11 protein-coding genes are annotated in these 12,890 nt (G+C 38.8%); 7 read left to right on the top strand and 4 right to left on the bottom strand.

What is annotated here, in order from left to right; all coding sequences use genetic code 11:
- Window positions 1–62: 62 nt before the first annotated feature.
- Window positions 63–575 carry a hypothetical protein gene (locus B2906_RS15460; protein WP_219957729.1) on the top strand — a complete coding sequence of 171 codons (513 nt, stop codon included), beginning with the start codon at window positions 63–65 and terminating at the stop codon, window positions 573–575.
- Here the strand turns inward: B2906_RS15460 and B2906_RS15465 are convergent.
- The 4 genes from B2906_RS15465 to B2906_RS15480 form a co-directional block, all read right to left on the bottom strand.
- Window positions 572–1,039, bottom strand: coding sequence for a Clp protease ClpB (locus B2906_RS15465; RefSeq protein ID WP_091651079.1), 468 nt, complete (start codon window positions 1,037–1,039; stop codon window positions 572–574). The genes B2906_RS15460 and B2906_RS15465 overlap by 4 nt on opposite strands.
- Window positions 1,040–1,114: 75 nt before the next feature.
- Entirely contained in the window at window positions 1,115–1,813 is a 699-nt protein-coding gene (gene mnmD / locus B2906_RS15470) for a tRNA (5-methylaminomethyl-2-thiouridine)(34)-methyltransferase MnmD (RefSeq protein WP_286941384.1), read from the bottom strand.
- Entirely contained in the window at window positions 1,810–2,292 is a 483-nt protein-coding gene (gene ispF / locus B2906_RS15475; protein ID WP_286941415.1) for a 2-C-methyl-D-erythritol 2,4-cyclodiphosphate synthase, read from the bottom strand. Before ispF ends, mnmD begins: the two co-directional genes overlap by 4 nt.
- On the bottom strand, window positions 2,289–3,530 hold the full coding sequence (locus B2906_RS15480; RefSeq protein WP_091651065.1) for a M16 family metallopeptidase: 1,242 nt from the start codon (window positions 3,528–3,530) through the stop codon (window positions 2,289–2,291). The genes ispF and B2906_RS15480 overlap by 4 nt, the downstream gene beginning before the upstream one ends.
- 199 nt (window positions 3,531–3,729) lie before the next feature.
- Between B2906_RS15480 and bshC the strand changes: the two genes are divergently transcribed.
- From bshC to B2906_RS15510, 6 genes are all read left to right on the top strand, one after another.
- Window positions 3,730–5,295 (top strand): bacillithiol biosynthesis cysteine-adding enzyme BshC, encoded by a 1,566-nt coding sequence (gene bshC, locus B2906_RS15485; RefSeq protein WP_286941420.1) that lies wholly within the window; start codon window positions 3,730–3,732, stop codon window positions 5,293–5,295.
- Window positions 5,285–5,854, top strand: a complete 570-nt coding sequence (locus tag B2906_RS15490; protein ID WP_286941425.1) for a 5-formyltetrahydrofolate cyclo-ligase — start codon at window positions 5,285–5,287, stop codon at window positions 5,852–5,854. Before bshC ends, B2906_RS15490 begins: the two co-directional genes overlap by 11 nt.
- 19 nt (window positions 5,855–5,873) lie before the next feature.
- On the top strand, window positions 5,874–6,368 hold the full coding sequence (locus B2906_RS15495) for a hypothetical protein (RefSeq protein WP_286941429.1): 495 nt from the start codon (window positions 5,874–5,876) through the stop codon (window positions 6,366–6,368).
- A 579-nt stretch (window positions 6,369–6,947) separates the two neighbouring features.
- Window positions 6,948–10,163: a SusC/RagA family TonB-linked outer membrane protein gene (locus B2906_RS15500; protein ID WP_286941435.1), complete on the top strand. Its 3,216-nt coding sequence runs from the start codon at window positions 6,948–6,950 to the stop codon at window positions 10,161–10,163.
- 18 nt (window positions 10,164–10,181) lie between these two features.
- On the top strand, window positions 10,182–11,834 hold the full coding sequence (locus B2906_RS15505) for a SusD/RagB family nutrient-binding outer membrane lipoprotein (protein ID WP_286941437.1): 1,653 nt from the start codon (window positions 10,182–10,184) through the stop codon (window positions 11,832–11,834).
- A gap of 18 nt (window positions 11,835–11,852) precedes the next feature.
- On the top strand, window positions 11,853–12,800 hold the full coding sequence (locus tag B2906_RS15510; protein ID WP_219957736.1) for a hypothetical protein: 948 nt from the start codon (window positions 11,853–11,855) through the stop codon (window positions 12,798–12,800).
- Window positions 12,801–12,890 lie beyond the last annotated feature (90 nt).

Consider the following 12,890-nt stretch of genomic DNA (forward strand, 5'->3'; position numbering starts at 1 on the left):
GCATTTATGAATTGAACACGGCAGGTTTTTCGTAGAGGTTATATCAACTAATTTTATTCGTTATGAAAAACCTCTTTTATGTTTTGATTTGTTTGGTGACAGCCGCATTTTTTGGCTGTCAGGATTCGGATGGGCCGAGAAATCCACTTTTAGGAACTTGGGAGAACCGTTCATATGTAGATTCTCTGGATGTTTGGTTTGTCCATTCCCTTACAATTAAAAATGACAGTTTGATGGAAGTAATGGAATTCGCCAGGAAATCAGAGACTGGACCAATCATTGGCTATCATTCAATAGCTGATTCTTGGTATAATTACCAAGATAACAGATTCACCTATTACTATTCAGAAGGCTTATTTTATTTTAATGGGCATAACGATACATATGTAACTAGTCGATATGGTCCCAAAGAATCACTTAAACCTGGTATAATAGACCTTTTTTGGACTCCAGTAGGCGATTTAACTTTTTCTCCTGATGGCCAAAGCTTTGAATTTCAAAAAGAATGTTGGTTTTTAAATGCCAATGGTGATTGTGTCGATGCTCCGCCCATGACTTATATCCGTATCAATTAATTTCTCTTCTTGATTTTATAAATCCAGAAGCCCAATCCTAAAGTAAAAAGGAAAAAAATTACAGTAGTCCACTCGAAGGTCCTTCTATCAGAAAGCCTTTCTTGGGCTACTTTTTCTTTTTCAGCTAAAGCTCTTTTCAAAGCTTGAACGTCTTGTTCCAAACTCATGGTAATTGCCTTGTAATCCTCTTTTTCTTGACCAATTACGGCGGTTTCTATGGACCCACTCAGCTTGAGTTCTTCAATAATCTGATTGTCTTTCGATATAATTCGTTCCAGCCATTCATTGGTCTCAGTCATGTCTTTTTTGGTGCGATTTCCAAAAATCCCAGACTTTTTATTTTCCGAGGACTGCCATTGGCGAAAGAGACTTTCCCTCTCTTCCACAAGCCTTTGGAGCCTGGCACTTTCTGAAGCATCAACTTGGAAAAGGCTTAATAAAATCGAAAAAAGTATTGCTAACATAGTGATTTAGTTTTTTTGAAAAGTATCAAATGGAAGGCCAAAGTTATTCTTTTTCTTTCTTTGCCCGTTCTCATTTCAGCTTTCTGGATTTTCACTTTTCCAGGCTCTTGTCATTTCTTTCTTTCCCGGAGGTCCAGGAGGGTTTTGAACATCCAGTCCCAGTTCTTTGAGATCTCTCTTAAATTGACCTTTTGCACAGTAAGTAGTCAATACAGCGCCTGGACGCATGGACTTTTCAACTTTTTCCAATAAATCCTTAGCCCATAATTCCGGTTGTTTACTTGGGGCAAAAGCATCAAAGAATACTACATCTGAAGGGTATAATTGGGCATCCTCTAGCTTAACCTGGTCTTTTTTAAAATTGAAATATTCCGATACAGGGCCTCCCTCATTCCAAGGTAACTGATGCAATGCTTCGAAATACTTATGGTAATGCCAGATAGCATCGTTTTGATCTATGTAATTCAGTTGGCTGTAGATGTCTTTTTCCAAAGGAAAAGGTTCAATTGTATGATAAAGAACCGGAATTTGATTTTGTTCCGCCCACACTAAAGTCAACCAGGCATTCAGGCCTGTTCCGAAACCCACTTCAAAAATCCGAATAGGATATTTTCGGGGATTTCTTGCCAGCCATGAATCCAAGCCATATATCAAAAACACATGAAGAGACTCTCGATAAGCTCCATGAAAGCTATGATAGGTTTCTTTGAGGTCCTCATGATACAGAGAATGAGAACCATCTTCTGTGGTGATGATTTTCACTTTTGCACTCATACTTTATAAATTAAAGCCACACAATAAGCTGAAACTCCCTCTTCTCTTCCGACAAATCCTAGCCACTCTGTAGTGGTTGCTTTTACAGAAATGGAGGACTCAGGTAAACTCATTACCTCTGCTAAACATGTTTTCATTGCAGGGATATGAGGGTTTACTTTAGGAACTTGTAGACATACTGTGGTATCAATATTTCCAACTTCATAACCTTCATCCCGGATGAGTTTCACCACATCCTTCAACAATATTTTAGAATCGATTCCCTTGTATTTGGGGTCTTTATCAGAAAAGTGGTAGCCAATATCCCGCATATTTGCAGCACCTAACAAGGCATCACAAATGACATGAATCAGCACATCTGCGTCGGAGTGTCCTACAGCTCCTTTGACATGTTCCAGTTTTATTCCACCCAGCCAAAAATCATATCCTTCTTTCAGCTGATGTACATCGTATCCAAAACCTACCCGAAATCCATTCATACTTGATTGCTTTGATAATATAAAGTGGACGATTGAGTTTCGTCCAAAAGTTTATTTGCCCAATTTTTTATTTGTGAAGATTCTATGGAGGACTTTTTCTCATATTCTTTCCAATATAGGTCGGGATGCCCCAGGTTTGCATAGAAAGCCAAGTTCATTACTCTATTGGTAAGCTGGATTGACTCATATGTTTTCATCGCTCTCCCTTGATTTTTGATTTTTTCCAGGGACTCATCTGAAATCTCTTTAGAGAGGAAATCTGCTAATACCTCGTCTAAGGCTTTTTCAGCTTCATGAGCTTTAACTCCTTTCTCCATTTTTCCTGAAAAAATCAGTAAACCTGGATCATTGGATCCCATGATATAGGCACCGGCAGAAGCGAAGTATTTCCCGTTTTTCACCAGCCTTTGCTCCAAAATAGAAGACTTTCCGAAGCCCAAAAGATCGCTAATCAAATCAGCCTCTAAGAAGCCATCTTCCCCTTTTGCTGGCATTTTGAAAGTCTTGTAAAGCGCATCTGTGGGCACAGGATAATGCACTGCTCTTTGACGTTTTTCTTGTTGCTCATTTTCCATCGGAATTAAATGAGGTGCAAGTGTGGCTTTTGGAATAGGACCAAACCACTTCTCAGCTAAGGCCAAAACCTCTTTAGCTTTCACCGCACCTCCCACTACAAGAATGGCGTTGTTTGGGGCATAATTTTTCTTATAAAACTCCCATACATCCTCCTTGGTATATCCCTCAATATCTTCTGGGCTTTTTCCGATTGTAGGCCAGCGGTAGGGGTGAACTTCATAAGCTAAATCCCTCAAATGATGCCATACATCTCCATAAGGCTGGTTAAGATATCGCTGTTTATACTCCTCTAAGACCACTTTGCGCTGAGTTTCTATAGTTTTATCATTGAGAGTCAGCTGTAGCATTCTATCCGACTCCAACCAGAAAGCTGTTTCTAGATTGGAGGCAGGCAAAGTCATATAATAGTTGGTGATATCAGGGCTTGTAAAAGCATTACAGTTACCACCTACACGTTCTAGCTCCCTATCAAATACTTTCACATTGGCAGAGCTACCAAACATCAAGTGTTCAAAAAAATGAGCAAGACCAGTTTTCCCAGGGCTTTCATTTTTGGAGCCAACTTTATATAATAAATTGAAGACAGCCATTTTGCTGCTTTGGTCTTCGTGGACAATCAGCTCAAGTCCATTGTCTAGAAAAAAACGTTCGTATTGAAGCATCATAAGGTCGCAAAGCTAAGCTTTTTGATGGAGACATATATTTTAGTGAAAAGTCAAATCTGGAGAATTTGTTCCTTTTGTTAGGGATATTTGATAGAAACTATCTTCCATTGATGTAAGAAAGCGTGATTTTTAATAAAAAAACCGAACTTTGGCTGATAGCCATCAGTTTGCCTAGACGAAATTACCAATCACCCTCATGAAAAAATACTGCGTAGATCTCAGAGAAACTCATCAGTTTTCATCATTTTTCTTGGATTACATAGAGGGAAAAGCAGAATTGAGACCGTTTTATACACATCTGCCAAAAATCGAGAGTTTCAAGCAGGCTATAGAAAAGAAAGAATTTCCAGAAAATAAGAGGAAAATTCTCTGTCAAAGTTTAGCTAATCAATATGAGGGAATTGAACTTTTTGAAGAAGAAAAAAAACAATTAGAAGCACTTGCCAACCCCAATACTTTTACCGTAACTACGGGTCATCAATTGAATTTATTCACTGGGCCACTTTATTTCATCTATAAGATTGTATCTACTATCAAACTTGCCGAGGAACTAAACAAAGCATATCCTAATCAGCATTTTGTTCCTGTTTATTGGATGGCAAGTGAAGATCATGATTTTGATGAGATCAATTATTTCAAATTAGACGGGAAAAAATATCAATGGAATTCCGATCAAAGCGGGGCTGTTGGAGATTTTGAGTTAGAAGCCAGTTTTCAAGAATTTTTGAAAGAGATTCCTTTTGTACATGATGTTTTTAAGCAAGCATATTCCAGCTCCAAGACGCTGAAAGAAGCTGTCAGAAAATATGTTCACGAATTATTTGGAGAAAAAGGCTTGCTGATTGTAGATGGTCATGATGCGGGTTTGAAAGGACTGTTTAAGGAGGTAATCAAGTCAGATTTGATCGATCATACTCCCCATAAAGAGGCGGTATTGAAAACAGAATCCTTGGAGACTTTAGGTTATTCCGCACAGATTTTTCCAAGAGAAATCAACTTTTTCTATTTGGATCAGGGTTTGCGAGAGCGAATAGAAAAGCATGGAGATTCTTATCTGGTATTAAATTCAGACTTGAAGTTTTCGCAGGATGAGATTCTAAAATTAGTGGAAGATCATCCGGAGAGATTCAGCCCCAATGTGGTTTTAAGACCCCTCTATCAGGAGATGATTTTACCGAATTTAGCCTATTTGGGAGGACCTGCCGAGGTAGTCTATTGGTTGCAGCTGAAGGGTGTATTTGATCATTTCCAAACTCCCTTTCCCGTATTGTTACCAAGGAATTTTGCTTTGATTTTGAGTAAAGAAATTCTTAGAAAAATTGAAAAGTTGGGATGGGATGAGAATTCTATTTTTATGGATAAAGAGGTATGGAAAAAGGATTTTGTTGCCAAGAATGCCCTTTCCGACATTCAAATGAAAAAAGAAAGAGAGCAAGTAGCATTACTTTTTGATATTAGAGGGAAAGAGGCTGAATCTTTGGAGAAAAGTCTAAAGGATTCTTTTGAAGCTGCCAAGGTGAGGAGTTTGAAAATTTTGGATCAAATGTCTGATAAGCTCCGCAAAGCTGAAGAAAAGAGACATCAAATAGCCTTCAGTCGAGTAGATGATATAGAGGACTACCTCAAGCCCAATGGCAGTCCTCAGGAGAGAGTGGTTAATATGATGCAGTTTTATCTAGCAGATGAATTATTGATTGATAAGCTATTTGAAAATTTTGACCCCATGGATTTCAGAATGATGGTTTTGAAATATGAGGACTGAAAAAGATGAATACAGAAGGCTTTATAAGGAAAAGCGGAAATCCTTATCCGATAAGGAGCTAGAGGAGGCTTCCTTATTAATTTTTAAAAACTCAACTGAATGGTTGAAGGATCAAAAATTCCATAGCGTCCATATTTTTTTACCGATAAAAAAGCAGCGTGAGGTAAATACCTTTCCCATTGTTGAGTTTTTTTGGAGAACAGGGGTTCCTTTATATACCTCCATGGTACAAGTTTCAACCAATACGCTCCAAACTATTACTGTCCCAAAAAACGTAGAATTTGTTGAAGATAAGTGGGGGATTCCTTTACCTGTGGAATTTGATTTGATAGAAAAGCCTGAAATAGACCTGATTTTCATCCCATTATTAGCGTATGATGAAAGTGGTGCGAGGTTGGGTTTTGGTAAAGGTTATTATGATAAATTTTTGTCTGAGTTGAGAAATAAGCCGATTAAGATTGGATTGAGTTTTTTTGAACCAGAGAAAGAATTACCTAAAGAAGCTCATGATATTCCATTGGACTTTTGTATAAATCCTCAAAAAGTCCTTACATTTTAGTCTTGAATTTAGAATGTCGATGAAAAAGATTGTGTTTGTGCTATTGTTTGCAGGAGTAGTGTTTTTCCAAATTCCTTCTGCGAAAGCCCAAGTTAGAGCTTATAATACCATGGTGGGAGTAGTTGGAGGAACCAACTTGGGAGGAACGGTCAAGCAATTCATCTCCGAGCAAGGTGCTGTGGACTTATTAGTGTATAATCGATGGAAGGGCTGGGTTGGAGCATTGCTATATGAGCACCATTGGGATATCAGAGAATTTGAGGGGCTAGAATGGTATGTTGGGGGAGGAGCCCACTATGGCATGTGGAAAGATGGGAAGGGTGAACCTCCATGGGTTTACAAAATTGATCAGGACTATAATGTATTTGGAGTAGATGCAATAGTGGGTTTAGAGTATAATATCAACCGGAGTAATTTTTATTTGGGAGTTTACTGGAAACCCGCATATAATTTTGCTGATTTTACTACTCTTTGGGAAGATGAAGCTGCCCTTACTTTAAGATATTCGTTTTAAAATTCAGTCACATATTATTTTTTTGAACCTATTTTTTCTGAATTCGCAAAAAAATAAAGTCATCTTAAAAGATTTGAACCCTGATTTGAGATTTTTTTAATTTTTTCTGAATTGCTATAAGTATTCAATTTTAGCGTCAAAATAAAAATTGGATTACCAGCCTATATATTGGGTTATATTTTTTAAAACCAATTACTGAAAAAACTATATAGGGTTTTAAGAAATAAATCCGTGTAATATTTTTTTAAAAAATGATATTATGGGCCTGATAAATCAAAATAAAATTTTGTCATCCAATTATATACCATGCAAATCAGTTAATATTTGTTAAATAACCGCTTTTTGCCAAATAATCATCTTTTTACACCGCTTATACAAAATTTCTACCGCTTGATTTTAAAAAAGGCTTCAAATTAGTCAATATTTAACTAATCATATGAAAAATAAGGTTAAAATTCTTTTTTAATTGTGTTTAAACAATAAAATACATGACAAATAGAATAATTATTTCAAATTTTGAATATTTTGAAATTCAACTGAAAGAGATTTTCTTTACATATCAACTAAACTAAATACCTTATGAGAAAAGCTTTACTCTTTGTTGTTGCGCTTTTCACCATGACACTCAGCTATGAGGTGTCGGCGCAACAGCGGGTAATTACCGGTACGGTAATTTCCGACGAAGATGGACTAGGCTTGCCGGGTGCAACCGTCCTCGTGAAGGGTACGACAGTGGGTACTACCACCGATTTGGATGGTAATTATTCCATCAGCGTGCCAGCGGGTTCGAATGTGCTGATTTTCTCTTTTGTGGGTCTTGTATCCAAAGAAGAGGCGATAGGCAACCGAACCGTCATTAACGTAACCCTTACAACTGACGCAGCTCAACTATCAGAAGTGGTAGTAACTGCAATTGGTATTGAAAGGGAAAAGAAAGCCTTGGGTTATGCAGTTACCTCTGTAGGTAATGAGCAGCTCGAGAACAGACCTGAGCAAGACGTAGCTCGTGTTTTGCAAGGTAAAGTGCCAGGTGTAAACATTACATCTACCAACGGTATGTCAGGTTCTGGTACCAACATGGTAATTAGAGGTTATTCCTCAGCTACCGGTTCTAACCAGCCTTTATTCGTTGTAGATGGTGTTCCTTTCAACACTAGCACAAACAACCAAAACGGATTTACTACAGGTGGTGCGACCACATCTTCTCGTTTCTTGGATATTGACCCTAACAATATTGAGGCTATCTCTGTATTGAAAGGTTTGTCAGCAACCGTACTTTACGGTGACCAAGGTAGAAACGGTGTGATCTTGATCACTACCAAATCAGGAGCATCTAAGAGAAAAGCTGCTGAGGTAACTATCAACCAATCTGTATTTACCAACGAGGCGGCATCTTTGCCTACTTATGGTCAGGTTTATGGTAATGGTTTCCAGCAAGCGCCTGGTTTCTTCTTCTCTAACTTCGGTCCAAGAATGGATGAAGGAAGAACAGTAAACCACCCATATGCTACTTCTTCTGTACAAAAAGTAAGAGAAGCTTTCCCACAGTTCTGGGTTGATGGAATTGTAGGAGGTACTCCAGTACAGTATGAATATAAGGCATATGCTGATCCTTCTGAGATTTTCTTCAGAACCGGTTTGATTTCTAATACATCTGTTCAAGTTGCAGGTGGTTCAGACAAGACTAGCTTCAACGCTTCTTTCGGTTATACTGACGAAGAAGGATTTACTCCTGGCAACGAATTGAAGAAGTACAACTTCGGTTTGGGTGTTAACTCTGCAGTTTCTGACAAACTTTCTGTTAGATCTTCTTTCACTTTCGCAATTACAGACCTACAGTCTCCTCCAGTTAACGCAGCCTTCGGTTCCGGACCTTCTGGTGGTATTCCATCTGTTTTTGCTCACGTATTGTATACTCCTCGTTCTGTGGATTTGGGTGGTCTTCCTTTTGAAAACCCAATTGATAGAAGCTCTGTATACTACAGAGGAGGTAATGATATCGTTAACCCTAACTGGTTGGTGAGATATTATCAGAATACTTCTGATGTACAGCGTTTCTTCAATTCTACATCAATCAACTATGATTTGACCGACGACTTTTCTATTACTTATAGAATCGGCTTGGATACATATACAGAATTGCAGGAATTGAGATATAATAGAGGAGGACCTTCTTCTTCTTTGGCAACAACTTCTGGTTATTACAGATCAGTAAACGTTACAAATAGTATCTGGAACCAGGATTTGATCATCAACTGGAAGAAGCAATTCTCCGATAAATTTGGTATGAGTGCTTTGATTGGTGGTAACTCCAGATATGACACTTATGCTCAAAATGGTGTAGCTTCTCAAGGTCAGTTGGCTTTCGGTTTGTTCCGTCACTCCAACTTTACTAACTCCTCCAGTAATGATGCATATAGCGGCGGAGGTTTGAACTTTACTCAAGAAGAAAGAAGAATGGGTATTTATGCCAACGTAACGTTGGATTACTCAAACTACTTATTCTTTAACCTTTCTGCTAGAAATGACTGGACTTCAACAGTTGAGCCGGAAAACAGAAGAATTCTTTATCCAGGAGCATCAGTTTCCTTCCTTCCTAGCACTGCGTTCAACTGGAACAGCAGCACTATTAATGATTTGAAATTGAGATTAGGGTACGGTACTTCAGCTGGTTTCCCTTCTCCATATAGAACGAGAAACATTTTGAATCAAAGTGCTCGTGCTTTTGAAAGAGATGGAGCCGTTACTCAGACTCACTCTGTATCCAACCTTTTGGGTAATCCAAATTTGAAGCCTGAGTTACACGAAGAAACTGAATTCGGTATTGAAGCAGTGATGTTCAACAACAAATTGAAGTTTGACATTTCCTTGTACCAGAAAAATACAAGAGATTTGATTACTCAAGCTCCAATTGATCCAGCTACTGGATTTACTTCAACTGCAATCAACATTGGTAAAATTAGAAACAGAGGTATTGAATTCCAGGCAACTGTGACTCCAGTATCTACCGCTTCAGGTTTTGCATGGAATTCTACTATAAACTGGGGTCTTTATAGATCTAAGACCATCGAGTTAGGTGGAGGTTTGGAAGAGATCGTTGTTGCTGGTTTCACTACCTTGGGTAACTTCGCTATTCCTGGTCAGCCGTTCAATATTATCAAGGGTGTAGGATTTGAAAGAGACGAGCAAACTGGTCAGCCAATTGTTCTTTCTAACGGATTGTATAAGCCTTCTGCTGAATTGAAAATATTAGGTGATCCAAACCCAGCTTGGACAGGTTCTTGGATTAACTCCTTTACATACAAAGGGTTTACCTTGAATGCAATGATGGAATATAGACATAAGGGTGCTATTTTCTCTAACACTGTGACTGCAACTCTTGCGAGAGGTGTGACCAAAGATCCGGTTGTTGATAGAGAATTGACCTTCATTATGCCAGGTGTGAAAGAAGATGGAACTCCAAACGATATTCAAATCACTGCTTCTGATTACTTCTTTGCAGGGTATCAGGGAGCAACAGATGAGCCAAACGTTTTCGATGGTTCTATGATTCGATTGAGAGAACTTTCTTTGGGTTATCAGATCCCATCAAACTTGATGTCTAAGACTCCATTTAAGAGAGCTTCTATCGCCTTGAGTGGTACAAACCTTTGGTTCCTTGCCTTGAACTTCCCTCCAAACATGAACTATGATGTAGACGTGTTGGGAACTGGTGTTGGTAACGGATTAGGATTTGACTTTGTAACAGGTCCTAGCTCAAGAAGATTTGGTGGTACTGTAACACTTACATTCTAACCCCAAACAGAAATTAAGATGAAAAAAAGAATATATAGTTTATTGCTGGCTGTCAGCACACTGTTTGCGGTTTCCTGTGACCTAGATTTGTTGGAAAACCCAAATGCTGTAAACGCAGACACAGCTTCTCCTGACTTTCTGTTAAACAGAATTCAGTTAGATTATCAGTCCTTCTTCAACACTGTTGGAGATGATGGAATGCGATTAACTCGTATTATTAACCAAGGTTCTGCTCAGTACGAAGGAGCTTATACTCCAGTTACTACAAACGGATATTGGACTAATGCTTACGCGAATATTTTGGCAGATATCAAGTTCTTGGAGCCTTTAGCTGAAGCTTCAAATTTTCAAAGACACTTAGGTATCGCTAAGACAATCAAGGCAATGGTCTTGTTTAACTTGGTAGATTCATATGGCGATGTTCCTTTCTCTCAGGCTTTGGACCCTAACGAGTTCAACCCTGCAGTAGACCAAGGTGCTGCTGTTTATGACGCTGCTTTAGCAGCTTTGAATGAAGCAGCTGCTCACTTTGCAGCTAACCCTTCTTCTGGTACACCAAATGATTATTACTACAACCGTAACTACACCAAGTGGATTCGTTTGGTGAATACCTTGAAGTTAAGATACCATTTGAACAGAAAATTGGTTGATCGAGCTGGTTCAACTTCAGCTATCAATGCTTTGATTGCAGAAAACAATATGTTGAAGATAGGTGATGATTTCGTATTCCGTTTTGGAACAACAAGAGCTGATCCTGATTCTCGTCATCCTAGATTTGCAGGTCAGTATACACAAGGTGGTGGAGACTACCAGTCTACTTTCTACATGTGGCATTTGACTGAAGCTAAAGGTTTTGACGATCCTCGTGCAAGATTCTATTTCTATAGACAGGTATTAGTTAATTCTACCAATCCAGATGAAATTGAGTGTATTACTCAGATTCCTCCGCCACACTATTTAGTAGGTAATTTTATCTACTGTCTTCCTGGTCAGAGAGGATATTGGGGTCGTGATCACCTAGATCCAAACGGTATTCCACCAGATGGATTGAAGAGAACTGCTTGGGGTGTATTCCCAGCAGGAGGTAGATTTGACAATAACTCTGCTTCTCCAGTAAACAACCCTTCATTGGGAGCTCAGGGTGCTGGAATCCATCCAATCATGTTGGCTGCTTATGTTGACTTTATGTTAGCTGAGGCTGCACAGACTTTGGGTACAACCGGTAGTGCTAAGGACTATTTGTTGTCCGGTATCAAGAAGCATATGGATTATGTAGTTGCATTTAGTAGAGGCACTTCTGAAGGTGGCGCTATCAATGCATTCTTAACCGCTCAGGGTATCAATTTGACTACCAATATTGACAATTACTTGAAGTATGTAGGAGACGAATTTGATGCTACTAGTTCTAGTGATGCCAAAATGGGTATCATTGGTAGAGAGTATTGGTTGTCATTGTACGGTAATGGAATTGAATCATATAACCTTTATAGAAGAACAGGTAAGCCTTCACCTATGCAACCTGGTTTGGAGCAGAATCCTGGAATTTTCCCAAGATCATTCTTCTATCCAAACAACTATATGGTTACAAATACCAAAGCGGTTCAAAAACCTGATCAGTCCGTACAAGTATTTTGGGATACAAATCCTGCAGGAAACGCTTGGGTTCAATAACCGATAAATTTGAAAAATATGAAAATGATAAAATATAGTTTCGGTCTACTGATGGGCGCTTTGATTTTCCTCAGCTCCTGTAGAGACTTTGTAGAGCCGAATATCCCATATTCCGACTTTGATACGGCGGCTTATTTGAGAACTATCTCAAGAACAAGCACTACCTTTAACTTCTTTGACTTGGCGAATTCTAAATTTGCTTTGACTTTGGAAGCCGTAGATGCTGAGGATGGAAACACTGTTGAAACAGTGGAAATTCGAGTTCGTCACAGACGATTGATCCCTGGTGTTGGTCTTGAGTATACTCCAGCGAACGATGTTCTTGTTAGAACTCTTCAGAAGTCTGACTTCGCTCCAAATTCAGAATCTAGATTCTTAAGAGTTTCTTTCGAGATCCCTGCTTCTGAAGCTATCTCTGCAGTAGGTTTAACACCTGCTCAAATTGAAGGTGCGGATGTATTCGAATTCAGATTAGTATTGAATGACAAGTTTGGCAGAAGATTCTCCAGTGATAACGTTACTACTAACGTTGCTGGTGCACCATTCTATGCTTCTCCATTCCAGTACAATGTGAGTGTGATTTGTCCTTCTGACCTTGGAGGAACTTACAACTTCACTCAAACGAACATGCAGTCTATCTATGGCTCTTGTCCTGGTACTATTTCTGGAACTACTACGTTCACCCCGATTGCTTCTACTCCTGGTGCTTATAGAATTACAGACGGAACCTTCGGTTTCTGGAACTGCTATGGGGACTCGTGGGGAAGTGGTAACGTACGAATCAATGATGCTTGTGGTAAGTTGACCATGAGTGGATCTGATAAGTACAGTGCTTCTTACTCCATGACTGTAGTAAGTGTAAATGCTCAGGATCTCGTAATTCAGTGGCTAAACTCTGATGGAGAAACTGGTCTAGTAACAATTAAATCTAATTCTGGTAAGCCTTGGCCTGCTGGATTGAGATAATAAAATTCTTTTGAATTTAAAGAGCGGCAAAATTTGTCGCTCTTTTTTTATTTAATATGTATATTTGGAAAAGCAAATAAGCGGTTTTTT

This window comes from Algoriphagus sp. UBA3586 (assembly GCF_002376385.1).
Taxonomy (GTDB): Bacteria; Bacteroidota; Bacteroidia; order Cytophagales; family Cyclobacteriaceae; genus Algoriphagus; species Algoriphagus ornithinivorans.